The following is a 19398-nucleotide window of genomic DNA, read 5'->3' as shown; positions in this document are numbered from 1 at the left end:
CGATGGAGTCACGCCGGGATCAGGTCCACGCGTACTTCTACATTCTGGGCCGGCTCAACGCCGCGCTGATGATGGGCCGGCCCGATCCGTACGAGCCACCCAACCGCCGACCGATGATCGGTCTCGTGATCGGGATCCTGCTGGCGGTGGTTATCGCGGGAGGGTTCGGCATCTACGGGATATTCCGGCCCGGGGGTGACAGCTCCTGGAAGCAACCCGGGGTGATCATCGCGGTGAAGGAGTCCGGGGCGCGTTACCTGCTGCTCGACGGGACCCTGCGGCCGGTGCTCAACTACGCCTCCGCCCGCCTGGTGCTAGGTGGCGGGATGGACGCCCGGATCGTGCGCGTGTCCCGGCACTCCCTGACCGGGGTGCCGGTGGGTGCGCCGATCGGCATCGTCGGCGCTCCGGACGCGGTGCCGGCCGCGGACCGGCTCTACCGTGGCTCGTGGACGGTCTGTGCGCCGCCGCCGTCGCCGGCCGGGGTGCCCGCGGTGACGCTGCTGCTGGGCGACCTCGCCGATCCGGTGCCGCTCCGCGACGACCAGGGGTTCCTGGTCCGCACTGCCGACGGGAACAACTACCTGGTCTGGCAGGGTCGCCGGTATCGGACGGCGGCGGCGACCGCGGTGGCGCTCGGCTACGCGGCTACGGCGCCGATGCTGGTGACGCCGGCATGGCTGAACCCGATTCCGCCCGGCCGTGATCTGATCTTTCCGATCGTCGACGGGCGAGGCCAGCCAGGTCCGCCGGTCGGCGGACGGCCGACCCGGGTCGGCCAGGTGTACGAGGTACGCAGACCGGCGAGTGAGGCGACCGAGCAGTTCCTGGTCCGCTCTGACGGCCTGGTCCGGTTGAGCCCCACGGCGGCCGCGTTGGTGCTGGCCGATCCGGCGATCGGGGAGGCGTATCCCGACGGAGCGGTGGGGCCGGTCCCGGTACGTCCGGACGAGCTGGCGGCGGCACCGGTCGCCGCGACCACTGAGTTCGTTGAGGGGTATCCGCCGATCCCGCCGCAGCCGATAAGCGGCGGCGGCGGGCTGCCCTGCGTCGGTTTCGAGTCGGTCGGTCCCACCCTGGCGGTGCGGCTGTACCGGGTGCTGGCAACCGCGGTGGCCGGCGCACTGCCGATCCCGCGGGCGGCGACCGCGACCAGCACGGCGGACCGCATCATGATCGCGCCTGGAATGGGAGCTCTGGCCAGGAACCCGTACGCGCCGGGCACCGTTGGCGGCGCGATGTTCCTGATCTCTGAGTACGGCGTGAAGTACCCGCTGTCTCCGGCGGGTGCCGAGGCGCTCGGGTACGGCGGCGCGCAACCGGCCGACGTCCCCGGTGAGCTGCTGGAACTGTTGCCGACCGGCCCGGTGCTGGACCCGGCGGCGGCGCTGGCCAGCCAGGTCTGGGGCAGTTGACGGGGGATATCCCCGCCGTATATCGCACCCGTCCGCGGCGGCCCGCACCCGTGAGTCCTGACTGGTTGCATGGTCGCGAACATCGACGCTTTGTCCGAACGGGAGGGGAAGGCATCCATGGCCGCCAATCAGAACACCGACCTCGACCCGGTGGTGGCGAACAAGGTCGCCAACGATCACCGGTCGACGGCCGACGACGTGGACCGGCAGAAGGCCAGCTTCAGCGATGCGGTTGACCTGATGGACGACGCCTGCGAAGGCGACATGATCAGGGCGTTGGTCGACGCTCGGGAAGCCTGGGTCCATGAGGTGAACCTGATCGTCGCCGACCTGCGGGATATGGCCGGCAACGTGGACGGCACGACGGGGGACTTCGGCGTGCAGGACCACGCCAACGCGGGTGGGATCGGCGCTGCCGGCGTGGACATCCTCCGGGACATCTGAGCCGCTGGGCTGCGGCCACCGAGACGAAGGGAACAGCAGTGGCAAACGGGAGAATGAGATACGACTACGATGTCCTGCTCGACGGCATCACTCAGATGCAGGGCATCAACCGCAATGTCGAGGCGTTGATCGAAGGTCTGGCGCGGGAGACCGGGAATGCCCTGGACAGCTGGACGGGGCCGGCAGCCGCAAGCTACAACATGATGGCCAGGCGGATCGAGCAGAACTTCGGCGACATGAACACGATCGTGTACGGGTTGGCCAAGGAGCTGCAGCTCCGGTCGGACGACATGAAGCAGCTGGACATCCGTTCCGGTAACCGGTTCAACAAGTAGCGAAGTGAGTGGCGCCGGGGTCCGAGGGATTCCCGGCCGCCCTCGACGTAGTGATCGTGGTGACCCTCGATGACCTGGGTGGAGTGAGTCGTGGCCGTTGGTGAAGTCGGCACCTTCGACGAGAAGAGCCCACCGATGGGCCAGACGTTCGCGCAGGTCGAGACCATGGACGACATCGAGGATTACATCTCGGACATCAAAGGCACCGGGCATTATGTCGCGCCGCCGTGGTGGGATGCCTCCGAGGCCGTCAAGAAGGCCACCACGGCCCTGCAGGACATCCATGAGGACCTGGACGACCAGGTCAAGAAGCTGACTTCGGGTAACTCTCCGGTCTTCACCGGCGAGGCCGCCACCGCCTTCACCGAGCACGTCAACACACTCAAGAGCAAGAGCCGTGAGGGCGTCTACCACGTCCTGGACAGCAGCCGCTATCACAAGCAGGTCCACGACGTCGGAGACGCCCTCTACCACTTCAAGGCGACGTTCTGGAAGATCGTCGAGATGGGCCAGCGGCTGCGTACGGCATTGAAGGCGGACGCTCGGCGAATGGTCGAGGAGATCTACGACGGAGTCGACGGCGCGGGCGCGGCCAAGGCGAAGGACATCGAGCGGGCCGAGCAGGCTGCCGTCGCTGCCGCGAACCGGTGGATCGTGTCGCAGATCCGGGTCCGGCTGGTGGAGTTGTCCGATGAGTTCCGCGACATCGGTGGTCGGATGCGCAAGCTGGAAATCGGCCTGCTTGAGCCGATCGACACCACCAGCAACGACACGACCAAAGCCCTTGCTGCGCACAGCCGCCGCTTCGCCGGCACCGGGGAGGGTGACGGCACGGGTGAGGGTGACGGCACGGGTGAGGGTGACGGCACGGGTGAGGGTGACGGCACGGGTGAGGGTGACGGCACCGGTGAGGGTGACGGCACCGGTGAGGGTGACGGCGCGGGTGAGGGTGACGGCGCGGGTGAGGGTGACGGCACCGGGGAGGGTGACGGCGCGGGAGACGGCAGCGGCGGCGGCAGCGGAGACGACGTCAGTAAGAAGGCATACGATGACGCCAGCGACGCCGTCGAAGACGCCATCAACAATCTCAAGAACGGGAATCCGGAGTACGACGCCGCGCTGGACGAAGCGAACGATGCCGCCCAGGACGCTATCGACGAGCTTGCGAACGGGTCTGCGGACGACTCCGAGGGTGCCGGCGGCGGTGAGGGGCTCGGGCCGGGCAGCCAAGCCAAGATGCACGGTGGGCAGGGCGACGGGGCCGGCGACAACGGGGTGGCGGCGCGCAACAAGGCGTTGGAGGATGCCCGCGACGCCGCGAACGACGCCATCGACAACCTGGGATCCGGCGGTTCCGACTCCCCGGGTTCCCACACCCCGGCTTCCTACGCCCCAGGATCCGACGCATCTGACTCGGACGGCTCCGGTCCGGATCCGGCCGCGGATGCGCGCAACAAGGCGTTGGAGGACGCCCGCAAAGCCGCGGACGACGCGATCAGCGATCTGATGGGCCCGGCGGCGGGCATCGGCGGCGGCTCACCGGGCGAACCACTCGCCAAGTCACCAGGCGGCTCCCGGAGGTCCGAGTCCAGTCCGGCGGACCGGGCCTACAACGACGGGCTGGCCGACGCCCGCGACGCCGCCAACGACGCGATCAATGACCTGATCAGCGGCGGAACCGGCGACGGCGCCGGGAAACCTCCGCCGACTTCGTCGTCGAACCCGGTCGCCGACGAGGCTCGCCAAGCGGCGTTGGACGATGCGCTCAAGGCCGCCGACGACGCCGTCAAGGAGCTACTCGATGAAGAGCCGACCGGGGATCCCGAGGTGGACGAGGCCCGGCGGAATGCGCTGGAGGCCGCTCGGGAAGCGGCGGCAAAGGCCATCGACGACCTCGGCGAGCAGGGCGCCGGTGACGTGTCGCCGGAGAAGGCCCGCGAGCAGGCGTTGCAGCAGGCCCAGGACGCTGTCGACGACGCGATCCGCGATCTCGCCAGCGGCGACGACGTGGACGGCGACGTGCTCGACAAGGCCCGGGAGGCCGCCGGTGATGCCATCGGTGACGTCGGTGACACCGGCCGAAACGGGCAGGACTCCGGCGGCGCCGCGGATGACGAGGAGCGGGCCCGCAACGACGCCCTGGAGGACGCCAAGCGCGCCGCGGCCGACGCCATCGACGAGCTCGTCTCCAGCGACCCGCTCGACGGGGAGGAAGGGGCCGGGCGCGATGGCAGCCTGGCGAACAAGGTCGACGCGGACGGCGACGGGATTCCCGACGTACTTGAGGAGGCTCGTGACAACGCGTTGGCCGAGGCAAGAGAGGCGGTTACCGACTCGCTCGACGAACTGATCGAGAAGGAACTGGCCGGCGAGGGCGAAGGCGAGACCGAGGCGGAACGCGAGGCGCGGGTCGAGGCACTGACCGATGCCAAGGAAGCCGTCGAGGAGGTGCTCGACGAGCTGATCGAGGAGGACGGCAACCATACGTCCATCTCGGACTTCCTTTCCGGTGACGAAAGTGACGATGACGCGGACCGGGCCGACGAGCGGCGTGAGGGTAGCCGTCTCTCCGCTGGTGACGGTGGCCCCGCTGGGAGAGATGGCTCCGGCGGTGGCAAGGGCGACCAGCCCGCGCCGTTGGAGTTGGCGCCGGTGACCGACGGAACTGTCGCAGTCCCCATGTCGCAGTCCACGGGCATGTCAGCGACGCCGATGATGCCGCACGGCGGTTCGGGGATGCCGATGTCCCCGCCGATGGGCGGCGGCATGGGCCACCAGGGCGACCGGGATCGGGAGCGCAACACCTGGCTGGTCGGTGAGGACGGCATGTGGGGCGAGGACGACTCCGAGGCCGTCTCGAGCACGGCGCTGGGTCGTGACTGAGCATGGGGGAGACGACGACCGGCCGGCCGTGCACCCTTGACCAGATCGCCGCGGCGCTCGACGCGGCCCAGTGCGCGGAGGTTGAACGCGGGGCGGGGCTGCTGGACGATGCGCGGCGTAGCCTGCGGGCCATCGCCGCCGCAACCGAACGGACGCTGAGCCGGCTGGAGGACTGCTGGCGCGGCCAGGGCGCCGACCTCGCCTGGTCTGGCGGGAATGTCGGGGTGTCGGGACTGGCCGCGCCGCTGCGCCGAACCCGCGAGCTGCTGCACCATCTCGATGAGAGTGAGTACGGTCAGCAACTGCGGCGAACCGCGAGCGCGCTTGCCGCCGGCCAGGCCCGGGTACGAGAGCTGCGGGCGCAGCGGGCGGCCGATCCGGATCCGGCCGGCGCGTACGACGAGCGGGCACAGCTCGTGCTGCACGATGTGGCTCTGGCGTACCAGGATGTCGGCCGCGCGCTCGGCGGTACTTCCCCACCGGCGCTGGCTTTGGTGGACGAGCCGTCGTTCAGCGTCGACGGGCGCCGGCAGGCCCGCGACGAGGAGGAGCCGCTGATCCTGGCGTCCGGCGCGGACATCGATGTCGAGCTGTTCCGGCCGGTCGGGCCCGCGATCGGGGCGGATCCGACCCTCCCTCCAGCTGGTGGTGGCGGCGGCGGAATGCCAATGATGCCAATGATGCCGATGGGCGGCATGGGTGGCATGGCGGGTGCCGGTGGCCTGCACCAGGAGACTGGCAACCAGCAGCGGCGGGCCAGCCACGCGATCCAGGGTGACCAGAGCGCCTGGGGGCGCCAGGACGAGGGCTGGAACGTCCTCGGGCGGCGCGACCGGATCGAGAAAGCCCAGGAGGAAGTTACCAAGGGGTTGGACCGTGAGTTCGGAAAGTTCCTGAGGGGAGATCGAGATGCCTGACGAGGACGGCCAGCGGCGCGTGTCGGGCCAGCTGGAGGCGATGTTCGCCCAGTTCGCCGAGGAGCAGCGCAAACTCGAAGAGTTCCACCGCAAGCTGGACGAGGCGAGCACCACGGTCGAATCTGCGAACAAGATGCTCACCGCGACCTTCGACGGCCGCGGCGAGGTGAGCCGGCTGACGTTCAACAACACGAAGTACCGAACGATGGCACCGAACGAACTCGCCGAGATGGTGCTGGACGTCATCCGGCGTGGCCGGTCCCAGGCCTTTGGCAAGATCGACACGATGGCCGGCGGAGAGGTGCTGCCCGGCGTCAACTTCGGTGACCTGGCCGCTGGCAAGGCGAACCTCAACGAGGTCGTCAGTGGCCTGATGACTTCAGCAATAGACCTGCCGGGGATCTTCCGGGCCGCCGACTCGAAGGGCAACGGTGATGGCTGACGAGACGGGGATCGACCCGGACGGCGCGCTCCGCATGTTCAGCCAGCTCTCCGGCATCGGCCAGGACATCGATGCGGCCCTGTCCCGGGTGGTCAACATCCGGTCCACCGTGGTCGAGCCATGGGGCAACGACGAGTACGGTCGGCCCTTCGGCGGCCAGCGCGAGCAGAATGCGTTGGACGCGCTGGACGGCGTCGGCGTCGTCGTCGAGGGTCTGACCGACCTCAGCAAGGTGGGCCGGGACGCGATCAACGAGTTTGTGAAGCTCGACGGGGAGAACGGCCAACGGCTCGGTCCGGACAACTGATCGATTGGACATCGACGGTCCTGGGAAGGGGCGTCGACGCTGGCCGGCAGGCGGTGATCCGCGGGAAAAGGAGCTGACCGGGTAGTGGGTGGAGGTAGGGCCAGCATGAGCCAGCGCAGGATTACCGTCAGCCAGGCTGCGGGGTCTGGCTATCGAACGCTCGGTGAGGCGGTGCGTGCCGCCGTGGACGGATCAGTGATCACGGTGCAGGCGGGTACCTACACCGAGAACCTGGTCCTGACCAAGGTCGTTACAATCGCCGCTCAGGACGGACCGGGCACCGTGAGAATCAGCCCGCAGTCCGGCATCCCGGTGGTGCTCGGCGCCGAGTCGGCGGCACTGTCCGGGCTGACGATCACCGCCTCGGACAGCGACAGTCCCGCGTTGGCCCTGACCGCCGGACAGCTGAGTGTCTCCGAGTGCGAGTTGACGGCATCGGCGTGGGCGGCGGTCTTCGTCCGCGACCAGGGATCGCTGACCATGCGGGGCAGCCGGGTGACCAACCAGGTCGGTGCCGGAGTGGTGGTGACCTCGGCGGTCGGCAGCATGCTCGACGACTGCCGGGTCGAGCAACTCGGCACCTCCGGGGTGGTCGTCGCGGAGCATGGTGAGCTGCGGGTACGTGCCTGCGTCGTGCGGGAGGCCCGCGGTAACGGCATTTGCCTCAACGGCCATGGCCGAATCTCGATCGAGGACACCGAGATCAGCGGTACGAGCAAGCCAGCGCTCGCCGCCGAGCAGCAGTCCGAAGCGACCGTACGGCGCCTGACCGTGCGCAAGACCAGGGGAGTCGGGGTCTACCTCGCGACCACCGGCACCTCCGTACTGGAGGACTGCGTGGTCGACGGCAGCGCCGCCGACGGGGTGTTCACCGGTGAACGATCCGCCCCCACGCTGCGCCGCTGCCGAGTCAGCGGCACCCGACGCAGCGGATTTCGCTTCAGCGGCCGATCTGCCGGCCGGTTGGAAAGCTGCGCCGCCAGCAACGTCGCCGGGGTCGGCGTCAGCATCGGCGACCGGAGCGTACCGGAGTTGACCGGCATGGTGGTCACCGACTGCACCGGCGGCGGCGTACGCCTGGACGGCGGAGCCGACCCGCTGCTGCACCGCCTGGAGGTGTTCGGTTGCGACGGGGCGGCCATCGAAGTCGTCGACGGCGCACGCGGCCGCTTCGAGAACGTCACGATCGAGCGGTGCGGTGGCGTCGGGATGACGATCGGCAGCGGGGCACAACCGTCGGTGACCGGGCTGAGCCTGCGCGGCGGAGCCGGTGCCGGGATCGTGGTCTCGGACGCCGCGGTGTCCTTCACCGACTCCGAGATCGCCGGCGTGGGCGCGGACGGGATAACCGCCGGCCCGGGGGCGAACATCTCGCTGACCGCCTGCCGGGTACACGACGCGGAGGGTGCTGGCCTGGTCCTCGCTGACGGGGCCTCCGGAGCCGCGGTCGACTCGGAGTTCACCGCGAACGCCGGCGACGGCATCGTCGTACGCACGCCGGGCAAGATCCGGATCAAGGATTGCGAGGTGCGCGACAACCAGGGGTCCGGCCTGCGGCAGCACGATCCGGACGCCCAGCTGACCGTGGACGGGTTGACCAGCAGCCGCAACCGGCTGCCGGACGCCTACGGCGCGAGTACCGGGGCGGCCGCCGCCCCGGCGCCGACGCCGGCCCCAGGCGAGGAACGTCAGCCGGTGGCGCGCGGGTCCGACCCGTTGCGCGAGTTGCAGTCGCTGGTCGGACTGCACGGTGTCAAACAGGAAGTGACCTCACTTGTCAACCTGAACAAGATGGCCAAGCGCCGCCAGGAGGCGGGCCTGTCCGCCCCACCGATGGCACGACACCTGGTCTTCGCCGGCGCGCCCGGGACAGGAAAGACGACAATCGCCCGGCTGTACGGCCGCATTCTGGCCGAGCTCGCGGTGCTGAAGAAGGGGCACCTGGTCGAGGTGGCACGTGCCGATCTCGTCGCGCAGATCATCGGTGGTACGGCGATCAAGACCACGGAGGCGTTCAACTCGGCGCTGGGCGGCGTGTTGTTCATCGACGAGGCCTACACGCTGAGCACCGGGCGCGGCGGCACCGGTCCGGACTTCGGCCGGGAAGCGATCGACACGCTGGTGAAGTTGATGGAGGACCATCGCGACGAAGTGGTCGTCATCGCCGCCGGCTATTCGGCCGACATGCAGCGCTTCCTGCAGGCCAACCCGGGGCTCGAATCCCGCTTCAGCCGGACGATCGAATTCGCCAACTACAGCCCGGCCGAGCTGGTGACGATCGTGGAGAACCAGTGTTCCCGGCACGACTACCAACTCGACCCGGGAGCGGCGTCGGCGCTACTGACGTACTTTGACCGGATTCCGAAGGACGGCACGTTCGGTAACGGCCGTGAGGCGCGGAAGGTCTTCGAGCGGATGGCCGACATGCAGGCGTCCCGGCTGGCGGTCGCCGCCGACGTCAACAATGCCGAACTGGCCCTGCTCACCGTGGAGGACCTGCCGGTGGCCATCAACGACGCACTCGGGTAGTGGGGGAGGCCGCAGGAGTAGGGATTCCCCTCACGTGATTCTCGAACTCACCATGGACCGCGTTCGTTACCTTGACGAAATGGTTCGTCGAGCGAAGGTGGGTGCGATGGGAACCGGCGGCGATCGGGCGCGAAATCATGGTCCACACACGAGCATCCGGCGGTGACACCGCGCGGCAGGACCTGCTCGGCTTGTACGTGCTCGGCCGGCTCGCGCTCGCGCACCGGCTACGGGAACGGGTCGCCAGCCGCGCCGGTCCGGCGCAGCACCTCAAGCGGCTCCGGTGATCACGGTCACCCTGCGACCTGCCAGGGTGGTGGCGACGGCTCGAGCGATCCGCAGCCCTTCCTCACTTGCCTTGCGACTGCCGGCGACGGCCACTGCCTGCCCGCTCGTGGGTGACCGTGGGGCCCGAGTTCCGCAGTGCGTAGGAACACGAGCGTGATCAGTTCCGTATAGCGGACAGGGGTGCGAGGCCAACCAGTAGCGCGCCTCGTGTCAGCTTCTGGTGCAGCTGACTGCGGCGCATGAGGCGTTGGGGACATCCGACCGTCCAATCCGGACCGACAGGCCGGCTGCCGACGCGGCACGGCGAGGTCGACGACGATCAGGGCGCCGCGAGGCACAACCTGAGGTATAGGGCGGATCGTGCCGGCGGGCGACGCGATGGACGCCGGCCCGCGACAGGCTGGCAGCATGACGAGTTCGCCCACCGGCCCGCGCCTGGCCGACCTGCCTCCCGCCACCGATCCACGCCCGCCGGCACCGTCGGCCTTCGCGTATCCGGGTGCCGCCGGGCCGCATCCGACGGCGCAGCACCCCCATCCGGTGGGGCAGTCCTTTCCGGCCGGGTATCCGCAGCCGTACCCGCAGTCCGGGACGGCGAGGCCGGGGCGGATCCAGCCGGCCCCGGCCGGGACGGCGTACCACCGGCTCGCTCGCACGCCCGCGCACCGCTGGTGGCGCCCGGTCGTCGGCACCCTGCTGGTGCTGGTGGGCATCGGTGTCCTGACGCTGCTGGTCGCGGTGCCCTGGGTGGTGGCCGCCGAGTTGACCGGGCAGCCGGACGGTTCGGACGGCACGCCGAGCTTCGGCCCGCTCGCCGACACCGGTTTCCTGCTGGTGTCGCTGGCGGTGCTGATTCCGGTGGTCCTGCTGGCCGCGCGTTGGGCGCAGGCCCGACCGGCCGGCAGTGTCTCCTCGGTGACCGGCCGGCTGCGCTGGCGCTGGCTCGGCCTCTGCCTGCTGCTGGCGGTGCCGACGGTCGTGCTGATGGTGGGCGGCTTCTCCGGCCTGCTCGTCGTCACCGGGGACTGGTCCACCGCCGAGGTCGGAGGAACGGGCTGGGTCGGTGTCCGGACCTTCGCGATCAGCATGGCGGTACTGCTGGCGCTGGTGCCGTTGCAGGCCGCGGCCGAGGAATACCTGTGCCGGGGCTGGCTGCTCCAGGCGGTCGGGGCGTATCTGCGCAACCCGTGGATCGCGATCGTGCCGCAGGCGCTGGTCTTCGCGGCGGCGCACGGCTGGGGCACCCGGTGGGGCTTCGCCGACCTGGTGCTGTTCGGCCTGGTGACCGGCTGGCTGACGGTACGTACCGGCGGTCTGGAGGCGGCGATCGGGCTGCACGTGGTCAACAACCTGGCCGGGTTGGGCCTGGCGGCAGCCACCGGGGAACTCGGCAGCGAGGCCACCGCCGCGGACGCGCCCTGGCAGCTACTGGCGGTGGACCTGGTCGTGGTGGTCGGCTACGCCGTAGTGGTGAACTGGCTGGCGACCCGCCGGCGGCTGGCGGTGACCGTTCCCGCCTGACCGCTCCGCCGGCCACCCGACCGATCACTCTCGCCGCCCGCCGACCCGCACGCCGCATCGGCGGGCGGCGAGCCGTCGGTCGACACACGCACCAACGGCTATTTGCTATCTAGCCTCGCATCTCGGGCAATCGTGGCCCCCGGCCGCCGTCGCCAAATTTCCCGAGGTCAGGCCCTTGACCATCCCGGTGCGCGGATTCTGGTGGGCGACGCCGTGCGGGCGAACCGGGCCGGGGCCGGTCCACTCGGCCAGCACGGGCCTTCACCGTGGCGATGAGTGCGGTGAACTCCGGGTCGTCGGCCGGGGTAGTGCGGGCCCGGCCGGCGCGGTTGGGCTGGTCACCGGCTTCCTCGGCGTCGGCGGCGGCTTCCTCGTCGTACCCGTGTTGGTGCTCGGGTTCGGTTTGCCGATGCCACTCGCCGTCGGGACGTCGTTGCTGGTGATCCTGGTAAACAGCGCGGTGGCGCTGGCGGCCCGGCTCCACCACGGGTCCGCGCCGCACTGGCCGATCCTGCTCTGGTTCGCCGCGGCGGCGGTGGCCGGCGGGCTTGCCGGTGCCCGGGTGGTGTCCCGGGTCAGCCCGCAGCGGCTTTCCACGGCACTCGCGGTGGTGCTGGTGGTGGTCGCGACGTACGTCGGGGCACGCAGCGTCCCGTCGCTGATCTAGAGAGCTTCCGGGGTCACAGGCGGGAATCGACGCGGGACGCGTCGGCACCCTGACACCGGTCTCGGCCCTTTGGAGGATTCTATGAACTGGCGCCCAGCGGCGGTACCTGAGTCTGCAACATGTGCCGATGGCCAGATCGGATGGCGGGCGTTTTACTGCTACGGAACCAATTGCCACCCGTCGTCCAGCCGGCGGCCTGACAACGCTCTACAACAGAGCGACACGCACACGAGATGGAGCAGCAACGTATGAGACCTATCCCTCGCCGCGTAGTGTTCCCTCGCCGCGTCGTGCGTGGCCTGGTCGCCGTGACCTCGGTGGTCGTGCTCGCCGTGACGGCGGTCGCCGGCAGTGCGACGGCGGCGAGCGCCCATCACGGCCGGTCGCCCGATTTCACGCTCACGGTCCTGCACAACAACGACGGCGAGTCGCAGTTGGTGAACGCGCCCGGCAACCCCGACTTCGGCGGTGTGGCACGGTTCAGGACTGTGGTGGACGAACTGAGGTCGGACGCGACGCGGGGGCGGACCCCGCGAGGCCAGGCCGCCCGGCGGGGCGTGGTCATGCTCTCCTCCGGAGACAACTTCCTGGCCGGTCCGGCGTTCAACGCGAGCCTGAGCAAGGGCGTACCGTTCTACGACTCGCTCGCGCTGAAAGCGGTCGGCTATGACGCCATGGCGATCGGCAACCACGAGTTCGACTTCGGCCCGGACGTGCTGGCGGACTTCATCACCGGCTTCGGTAAGCACGGGCCGCCGTTCGTCTCCGCGAACCTCGACATGAGCGACGAGGCCCGCCTCGCGGCGCTCGTCCGCAAGCGGACGATCGTCAAGAGCACGACCCTGTCTGAACGCGGTGAGCGCATCGGCGTCGTCGGCGCCACCACTGCGGCGTTGCCGTCCATCTCCAGCCCGCGCAACGTAAAGGTCCTCCAAGACGTCGCCGGTCTCGTGCAGGCCGAGGTCGACCGGTTGACCCGGCAGCGGGTTGACAAGATCATCCTGATCAGTCACCTGCAGGGCCTCGCCGAGGACCGGGAACTGATCCCCCTGCTGCGCAATGTGGACGTGGCGATCGCTGGCGGCGGCGACGAGCTACTCGCCGCCGACGACACCCCACTCGTCCCCGGCGATGTCATCTCCACCGACCCGACCACCGGCGACAAGCTGCGCTACCCGCTGCGCCTGCGCGACGCCGCCGGCAGCGACGTGCCGGTGGTCACCACCGCCGGCGACTACAAGTACGTCGGCCGGCTGGTGGTCAACTTCGACCGCCGGGGCAAGGTACTCAGCGTGGACAGCACCAGCGGCCCGGTCCGTGTCTCCGGAGTGGCCCCGGACGCGGTCGCCGCCGACCCGTACCTGCAACGCTCGGTGGTGGAACCGGTGGTCGCCTACACCAGCGCGCTGGCCGCCACCGTGGTCGCCCAGTCGCAGGTCGCGCTGGAAGGACGGCGCGATCCCGGTGTGCGCACCCAGGAGACCAACCTCGGCAACCTGCTCGCCGACGCGCTGCTCGCCACCGGACGGGCCAACGCCGCCGCGTACGGCGTGACGCCCCCACAAGTAGCGCTGCAGAACAGCGGTGGGATCCGGAACAACTCGCTGATCCCCGCCGGTCCACTCACCGAACTGGACACCTTCGCGATCGCGCCGTTCGGCAACTTCGTCGCGGTGGTCCCGAACATACCGCGGGCGCAGTTCAAACAGATCCTGGAGAACGCCATCTCCAGCGCCCCGGCGGCCGACGGGCGCTTCGCGCAGGTGGCCGGCTTCCGGTTCAGCTACGACCCGAGCCGCACAGCTCAAGTCGTCGACAACGACGGCAACGTACTCACCGCCGGCGACCGGATCCGCTCGGCAGTCCTCGACGACGGCACGGTCATCGTCTCCAACGGCGCCGTCGTCGACGGAGCGGCGATCTCGCTGGCGACCAACGACTTCTCCGCCCGCGGCGGCGACCAGTACCCGTTCCGTGGCCTACCGTTCACCACTGTCGGGGCGACGTACCAGCAAGCCCTGTCCAGCTACCTCACCGACAACCTCAACGGTGTGATCAGCACCGCCGCCTACCCCGAAGGCGGCTCCGGCCGCATCACATCCCCCTAAGGATCGGGATCGTGAACGCCAAGCCCCGCGACGGCGCACACACCGTCGCGGGGCCCTCCTCCGCTTGATCCGCGGTTCGGGGTTGGAGTCCCGGTGCCCGGCGGATTCCCCGATCGACAGGTCCGGCCGCGATGGCCAGAGCTTCAATCACGTTCGCGCAGCTCACAGCCGGCCGCTCGATCCGTGTCGGGGCGCATCCCGGTCCTGGAAGGAGGGCACGACCCGCGCACCCACCCCAACGCGGTCCGCATAGGACAGAGTTGCAGGCACATACCGGCCGCCGACGACCACACCAGCCCCCAGTAGCGCCAAGCCTAGACAGCTTTTTGGGTCGAGGTCTGAGTAGATCATGGTGCTCGTGGACCGCGGACCCTGCCCCGGACTCCGCCGCACCGGACAAACCAATAGAAAGCAGCCATCCGCCAGAGACCATTGTGGACAGAACCGAGACCCTGACGCTGGATATAGTCGACTTTCTGCCGTCCCAGAGTCTACGCCAAGTGCCTCGATCGTGGCGTTCAGCGCAACCGCCAACGGGTTCAACAGGCACTTGGCCACGGGTAGGCGGCCCCCGGACGCGCCTAAACGGTGGCGTGCCGGTGGCGTGACTGGCCGCTCATGACCGGACAGCGCCAGTGACAGCCGGACACGATAACGGCGCCACTGACCCGCATCCGCGCTGGTCAGTGGCGCCGTTTCGGCTGCTAGAAGATGATTTGATCGAGGGTGCCCCCGGCAGGATTCGAACCTGCGCTCCCGCCTCCGGAGGGCGGTGCTCTATCCCCTGAGCTACGGGGGCTCAGTGACCCACGAAGAGTAGCAGGCTTGCCGCCTCGGGGCCGAACCGACACCGCCTCGTCCCTACCGCCCCCGCTCGCACGTGGGCAGTGCGTGCAGCACCACGCCTTCCGGTACGCGGCGGGGCCACTCGGTACACGACCATGAGCCGTCCACGATCACGTGTGCTGGGCGGCCCGAGGTTGGGAGGAGACGGGTCAGGAACTCGCGGGGGAGGTCGGCCTCGGTGGTGACCATGAAGCGGATGCGGCCGCGGGCGGAGACGGCCGACACGACGTCGGTGGCGGGGGTCACGCCGTGGAGGCGGGTCTTGCCGGCCCAGCAGAGTTCGGCGCGCTGCCGCTGTGCGGTGTGGCTTATCGCCTGGTACTCCTGGGCCTGCCAGCGAACGACGGACGCGGCACACAGCGGGCAGGCGCGGTCCACCGGTTCGCGCGGTGTGAGGCCCCAGGCGCGCAGGTAACGGGCGGTGGCGGCGGGGCTCAGCGGGATGCCGTAGAGGCGTTCGACGAGGGCGGCCACGGTCTGGCGGCTCCACAGGGGACCGGTCAGCTTGAGCTGGTCGGGGAAGCGGTCGCGGATCGTCTCGATCAGGCGGAGTTCCTGGGCGCGGGTGAGTACGCCGTAGCGGCGGCGGGCGGCGGCCACCGTGCCGTCGCCGCCGGCCCGGTTGCGGCGGCACCAGTGGGCAGCCTGGCGCCGGGCGTCACCGAGGGAGCCGCGGCGGGCGTCGCCGCCCGAGAGTCGCGCGCTATCCAGCCTCACGGCCTCCGGACCCGAGCGGTCCAGCCTCACGGCCTCCGGGCCCGCGGCCTCCAGTCGCGCGCCCTTCGGCCCCGCGCCGCGCGAAGCCGCGCCGCCCTTCAGCCCCGCGCCGCGCGAAGCCGCCCCGCGCGAACTCGCGCCGGCCAGCGCAGCGCCGCCCGGCCTCACGCCCTCCGGATCCACACCAGCGTCCGCACGGGCGGCCACGTCCGCGCGGGCCACCGCCACCGAGGCCGGGCGCCGCGCGCTGTCCGGAGCTGCGACAGTGCCCGCGCGGACCGCCGCCACCGCGGTGGGGCGCGCGCCGCGGGAGGTCGCGGGAATCCCCGAGGTCGGACGCGGGTCGCGGGGCGCCGCCACCGGTCGGTGGGGTGACGCGGGCGGCGTGAGAGCGGACGGCGGCGGCGTGGGGGGCGAGCGGAACGCCACCGGTGTACCGGGAACTGGCCGGGCCGCCGGGTCGGCCGACGAGGGCTGGGGACCGGCCGGGTGCGAGAACAGTGGTTCCAGGGCAGCACCGGCGGCCGGACGGTTTGACGACTGAGCAGCAACAACAACCCCCACGCCGGCACAACGACGGCGAAAAGGGTCAGGTCGCGCTAAGTAACCAGAAAACTACTTAATGCGATCGAGAATGGCCCGCATGTTGTCGAGCTCGCCCTGCTGCGTGTTCTTCATGCGCTGGGCGGCCTCGGTGACCTGGTCGTTGCTGGACTGGTCGAGAACGGCGTCGACCATGTGGATGCCGCCCAGGTGATGCTTGATCATCATGTCGAGGAAGAGGAGGTCGAGCTCATGACCACGCGCGGCCTCGAGCCTGTCCATCTCCTCCTTGGTCGCCATGCCGGGCATCAGCCCGCCCTCGCGCATGAACTGCTCGCCATCCGGCATCCACGCCATCGCCGGCTCGGAGCGGGTCGGGTCGAGCCGCCACTGCCGCAGCCAGGTCTGCATGATGCCGATCTCGCCCTGCTGGCCGGTGGCGATGTCGACGCCCAACTGGGTGACCGCGCTGTCCTGCCCATGCTTGAACGCGACCAGCGCCATCTGCACCGCCTGCGTGTGATGCGTGGTCATGTCGCGCGCGAACCCCGCCTCGGCCGAGGTGTCGCCGGGGCGGGTGAGGGTCGGCGTGAGCCAGCCGGCGGCGTATCCCAGGAGGAGGCCGACCGCGATGGCGAGTGCCAGTGCCGCGGTGCCGAAACCCCGCCCGCCGACCCGCGAGGGGCCGTCGGGCGAGGTCACGGCTTCGTCGTGAGACGTGGCGGTGGCCACCACTTGGTCAGCCGCCCTGCTGCGGGGGCTGGAGGTTGCGCGGCTCGGTGCCGGTGGCGGTGATGCCCTGGGCGCAGAGGGCGGTCGGGCCCTCGACCGAGGCGTTGACCCGCAGTGCCTTGATGAACTCGTCGATCCGGCTGTCGCTGGCGTTGTCGACCTTGAGCTGGTAGCCCCACGCCTGGAGCGAGATCGGCTTGTCGAGCCCTTCGAACGGGCTCAGCATCAGTTTTTCCGTGCCGCGAACCTTCTCGGCGAGCTGCTCGACCTGGTCCTGCGGCAGGTTGGGCTGGTAGGTGATCCAGACCGCGCCGTGCTCGAGGCTGTGCACCGCGTGCTCGCTGGCGATCGGGGCGTCGTAGACGTCGCCCATGCAGTTTTGCCAGTCCTGGTTGTGCGGGCCGCCGGCCGGGGGGTTGACCGGGTATTCGATCTTGCCGGGCTGGTGCTGCCCGCCCTGGGCCATCTGCGGGTCGGACTCGCGGAAGTTGACGATGCCGCTGATGTCGGCCGCACGGTCTTCCCAGGAGCGGGAGCCCTGGAACGCCGCGTACGCCCCGTAGCCGATGATGCCGGCCGCGAGCACGCCGACCGCCACGAAGAGGGCGATCGGGCCCCAGTTGCGGCCCTGGCTGACCTTGACCGGCGTGATCGGCTTGCGCGGGCCCTTGCCACCGCCCTTGCCGCCGGAGGCGCCACCCTTGCCACCGGACGGGCCGGAGCCGCCCTTGCCGCCGCCGCCGTTCCCGGACTTGCGCGCCGAGGTGGTGGCCGACTTGGCCGGGGTGGTCGACTTGGCGGCGCCGGCCGGTGCCTTCTTGCCGGTGCTGACCACGGAGGGACGGCGCTGGTCGCCGGCCGGGGTACTTATGCTCACAGCCGTCCTCGCTTCGCTGCGGGCGCCCATGAGGCCCTAAATGCGCGTTGCTGGAGGATTCGCTCGCTCATGGTGCCTCGTCTGGTCGGTCGGTCACGGGGGTGGCGGATCGAGCGCGGGCACAGCCGGTCGAACAGGGTCGCCGCCGAGGCACCCACTGTACCCCCGCTAGCATTGCTCAGTGACTCCCGCCAAGCTCGCCGAGGCTGTCCTCGCCGCTGCCCGCGTGCTCTTTTCGGAGCGCGGGCTCGATCCTGCCGCCCTGCCAGCATCGACCACCGTCGAGCGACCGCGCAACCCCGAGCATGGCGACTACGCATCGACGATCGCGCTTCAGCTGGCCAAGAAGGTGGGGGTCCAGCCTCGTGAGCTGGCCACCGGCATCGCCGACCACCTGGGTCGGGCACCGGGGGTCAAGTCGGTCGAGATCGCCGGTCCCGGCTTCCTCAACATCCGTCTCGACACGGCCTCCGCCGGGCAGCTCGCCCGCGTCGTGGTGCAGGCCGGCCGGGAGTACGGGCACAGCGACCGCCTCGCCGGCCGCCGGATCAACCTGGAGTTCGTCTCGGCCAACCCCACCGGACCGGTGCACATCGGCGGTGCCCGGTGGGCCGCGCTCGGCGACGCGCTCGCCCGCCTGCTCCGCGCGACCGGCGCCGACGTCGGCACGGAATACTACGTAAACGACGCCGGTGCGCAGATTGACCGTTTTGCCCGTTCGCTGCACGCGGCGGCCGGGGGGCGTCCGGTGCCGGAAGACGGCTACGCGGGGGCGTACATCCAGGAGATCGCCGACGAGATCTCGAAGGAGCACCCCGACGCCGACGAGGCGACCTTCCGGGCCGAGGGCGTCGCTCGGATGCTGCGCGAGATCCGTAGCTCGCTGGCCGAGTTCGGCGTGCCGTTCGACCTCTTCTTCCGCGAGTCCGACCTGCACTCCCGGGGTGAGCTCGAGGTGGCGCTGGCCCGGCTGCGGGAGCAGGGCCACGTGTACGACGCCGAGGGCGCGATCTGGCTGCGCACCACCGACTTCGGCGACGACAAGGACCGCGTGCTGCGCAAGTCGGACGAGGAGTGGACCTACTTCGCCGCCGACTGCGCGTACTACCTCGACAAGCGCGAGCGCGGCTTCGACCGGCTGGTGATGCTGCTCGGCGCCGACCACCACGGCTACATCGGGCGGATGCTGGCGATGGCCGCCTGCTTCGGCGACGACCCGGACCAGACGCTGGAGATCCGCATCGGCCAGCTGGTCAACCTGGTCAAGGGCGGCGAGCCGCTGCGGATGAGCAAGCGGGCGGGCACCGTGCTGACGATCGAAGACCTGGTCGAGGCGATCGGGGTCGACGCCGCGCGGTACGCGCTGGCCCGCTTCTCGTTCGACTCGCCGATCGACATCGACGTCGATCTGTGGACGCGGAGCACGCGCGACAACCCGGTCTACTACGTGCAGTACGTGGCCGCCCGCACCGCCAGCGTCGCCCGCAACGCCGCCGAGGTGGGGCTGACCCGGGGCGAGGTCGACGACTTCCGCCCCGAGCTGCTGGGGCACGAGAAGGAGCAGGACCTGCTCAAGGCGCTCGGCGACTACCCCGCGATCGTGGCAACGGCGGCCGAGCTGCGCGAGCCGCACCGCGTGGCCCGCTACCTGGAGGAGCTGGCCGGCGCGTACCACCGCTTCTACGACAACTGCCGCATCCTCCCGGTCGGTGACGAGCCGATCGGTGACCTGCACCGCGCCCGGCTGTGGCTCAACGACGCCACCCGTACCGTGATCTCCAACGGTCTTGACCTGCTGGGCGTCTCGGCGCCGGAGAGGATGTAGCG

General features: G+C 70.2%; 17 protein-coding genes and 1 tRNA gene. 13 read left to right on the top strand and 5 right to left on the bottom strand.

What is annotated here, in order from left to right:
* Positions 1-2: 2 nt before the first annotated feature.
* From eccB to ACFFIA_RS25080, 9 genes are all read left to right on the top strand, one after another.
* Positions 3-1415: a type VII secretion protein EccB gene (eccB, locus tag ACFFIA_RS25120; protein ID WP_377254438.1), complete on the top strand. Its 1413-nt coding sequence runs from the start codon at positions 3-5 to the stop codon at positions 1413-1415.
* Between the two features lie 69 nt (positions 1416-1484).
* The gene (locus tag ACFFIA_RS25115) at positions 1485-1859 is read left to right on the top strand and encodes a hypothetical protein (RefSeq protein ID WP_377254434.1); all 375 of its coding nucleotides are present in this window, start codon (positions 1485-1487) and stop codon (positions 1857-1859) included.
* A gap of 53 nt (positions 1860-1912) precedes the next feature.
* Complete coding sequence (locus tag ACFFIA_RS25110) at positions 1913-2194, top strand: WXG100 family type VII secretion target (protein WP_377254431.1); 282 nt, start codon at positions 1913-1915, stop codon at positions 2192-2194.
* A 90-nt stretch (positions 2195-2284) separates the two neighbouring features.
* On the top strand, positions 2285-5077 hold the full coding sequence (locus ACFFIA_RS25105) for a hypothetical protein (RefSeq protein WP_377254428.1): 2793 nt from the start codon (positions 2285-2287) through the stop codon (positions 5075-5077).
* A 2-nt stretch (positions 5078-5079) separates the two neighbouring features.
* Entirely contained in the window at positions 5080-5994 is a 915-nt protein-coding gene (locus ACFFIA_RS25100) for a hypothetical protein (RefSeq protein ID WP_377254425.1), read from the top strand.
* On the top strand, positions 5987-6436 hold the full coding sequence (locus ACFFIA_RS25095; RefSeq protein ID WP_377254422.1) for a YbaB/EbfC family nucleoid-associated protein: 450 nt from the start codon (positions 5987-5989) through the stop codon (positions 6434-6436). The genes ACFFIA_RS25100 and ACFFIA_RS25095 overlap by 8 nt, the downstream gene beginning before the upstream one ends.
* Complete coding sequence (locus ACFFIA_RS25090) at positions 6429-6743, top strand: hypothetical protein (RefSeq protein WP_377254419.1); 315 nt, start codon at positions 6429-6431, stop codon at positions 6741-6743. Before ACFFIA_RS25095 ends, ACFFIA_RS25090 begins: the two co-directional genes overlap by 8 nt.
* 183 nt (positions 6744-6926) lie before the next feature.
* On the top strand, positions 6927-9272 hold the full coding sequence (locus tag ACFFIA_RS25085; RefSeq protein ID WP_377254416.1) for a right-handed parallel beta-helix repeat-containing protein: 2346 nt from the start codon (positions 6927-6929) through the stop codon (positions 9270-9272).
* 137 nt (positions 9273-9409) lie between these two features.
* Positions 9410-9559, top strand: a complete 150-nt coding sequence (locus ACFFIA_RS25080; protein ID WP_377254414.1) for a hypothetical protein — start codon at positions 9410-9412, stop codon at positions 9557-9559.
* On the opposite strand, the gene ACFFIA_RS42595 is transcribed toward ACFFIA_RS25080, so the two are convergent.
* Complete coding sequence (locus ACFFIA_RS42595; protein WP_512700722.1) at positions 9543-9653, bottom strand: hypothetical protein; 111 nt, start codon at positions 9651-9653, stop codon at positions 9543-9545. The two genes, ACFFIA_RS25080 and ACFFIA_RS42595, sit on opposite strands and share 17 nt — an antisense overlap.
* Positions 9654-9968: 315 nt before the next feature.
* Here ACFFIA_RS42595 and ACFFIA_RS25075 point away from each other — a divergent pair, with 315 nt between their 5' ends.
* The 3 genes from ACFFIA_RS25075 (at position 9969) to ACFFIA_RS25065 (ending at position 13856) form a co-directional block, all read left to right on the top strand.
* A complete protein-coding gene (locus ACFFIA_RS25075) occupies positions 9969-11081 on the top strand; it encodes a CPBP family glutamic-type intramembrane protease (protein WP_377254411.1) in 1113 nt (370 codons plus the stop codon).
* Between the two features lie 175 nt (positions 11082-11256).
* A complete protein-coding gene (locus tag ACFFIA_RS25070; RefSeq protein WP_377254408.1) occupies positions 11257-11748 on the top strand; it encodes a TSUP family transporter in 492 nt (163 codons plus the stop codon).
* Between the two features lie 308 nt (positions 11749-12056).
* Complete coding sequence (locus ACFFIA_RS25065) at positions 12057-13856, top strand: bifunctional metallophosphatase/5'-nucleotidase (RefSeq protein WP_377254405.1); 1800 nt, start codon at positions 12057-12059, stop codon at positions 13854-13856.
* A gap of 727 nt (positions 13857-14583) precedes the next feature.
* Here the strand turns inward: ACFFIA_RS25065 and ACFFIA_RS25060 are convergent.
* From ACFFIA_RS25060 to ACFFIA_RS25045, 4 genes are all read right to left on the bottom strand, one after another.
* Positions 14584-14655: transfer RNA gene (locus ACFFIA_RS25060), tRNA-Arg, on the bottom strand.
* A gap of 62 nt (positions 14656-14717) precedes the next feature.
* The gene (locus ACFFIA_RS25055; RefSeq protein WP_377254402.1) at positions 14718-15419 is read right to left on the bottom strand and encodes a winged helix-turn-helix domain-containing protein; all 702 of its coding nucleotides are present in this window, start codon (positions 15417-15419) and stop codon (positions 14718-14720) included.
* 615 nt (positions 15420-16034) lie between these two features.
* Positions 16035-16697, bottom strand: a complete 663-nt coding sequence (locus tag ACFFIA_RS25050; protein WP_377254399.1) for a DUF305 domain-containing protein — start codon at positions 16695-16697, stop codon at positions 16035-16037.
* 4 nt (positions 16698-16701) lie between these two features.
* Positions 16702-17571, bottom strand: a complete 870-nt coding sequence (locus tag ACFFIA_RS25045) for a thioredoxin-like domain-containing protein (RefSeq protein WP_377254396.1) — start codon at positions 17569-17571, stop codon at positions 16702-16704.
* Between the two features lie 181 nt (positions 17572-17752).
* On the opposite strand from ACFFIA_RS25045, the gene argS reads away from it, so the two are divergent.
* Positions 17753-19396 (top strand): arginine--tRNA ligase, encoded by a 1644-nt coding sequence (gene argS / locus ACFFIA_RS25040; protein ID WP_377254393.1) that lies wholly within the window; start codon positions 17753-17755, stop codon positions 19394-19396.
* The last annotated feature ends 2 nt before the right edge of the window (positions 19397-19398 follow it).

The organism is Phytohabitans kaempferiae, from assembly GCF_042433955.1.
Taxonomy (GTDB): Bacteria; Actinomycetota; Actinomycetes; order Mycobacteriales; family Micromonosporaceae; genus Phytohabitans; species Phytohabitans kaempferiae.
Note: the sequence above shows the minus strand (reverse complement) of the source record. Positions and strands in the feature narration are given on the sequence as shown.

Coding starts and splice junctions, on each gene's coding strand:
- ACFFIA_RS25110 (WP_377254431.1), top strand. CDS start 1,913: ATGAGATACGACTACGATGTCCTGCTCGACGGCATCACTCAGATGCAG.
- ACFFIA_RS25090 (WP_377254419.1), top strand. CDS start 6,429: ATGGCTGACGAGACGGGGATCGACCCGGACGGCGCGCTCCGCATGTTC.
- ACFFIA_RS25095 (WP_377254422.1), top strand. CDS start 5,987: ATGCCTGACGAGGACGGCCAGCGGCGCGTGTCGGGCCAGCTGGAGGCG.
- ACFFIA_RS25080 (WP_377254414.1), top strand. CDS start 9,410: ATGGTCCACACACGAGCATCCGGCGGTGACACCGCGCGGCAGGACCTG.
- ACFFIA_RS25115 (WP_377254434.1), top strand. CDS start 1,485: ATGGTCGCGAACATCGACGCTTTGTCCGAACGGGAGGGGAAGGCATCC.
- ACFFIA_RS25075 (WP_377254411.1), top strand. CDS start 9,969: ATGACGAGTTCGCCCACCGGCCCGCGCCTGGCCGACCTGCCTCCCGCC.
- ACFFIA_RS25100 (WP_377254425.1), top strand. CDS start 5,080: ATGGGGGAGACGACGACCGGCCGGCCGTGCACCCTTGACCAGATCGCC.
- eccB (WP_377254438.1), top strand. CDS start 3: ATGGAGTCACGCCGGGATCAGGTCCACGCGTACTTCTACATTCTGGGC.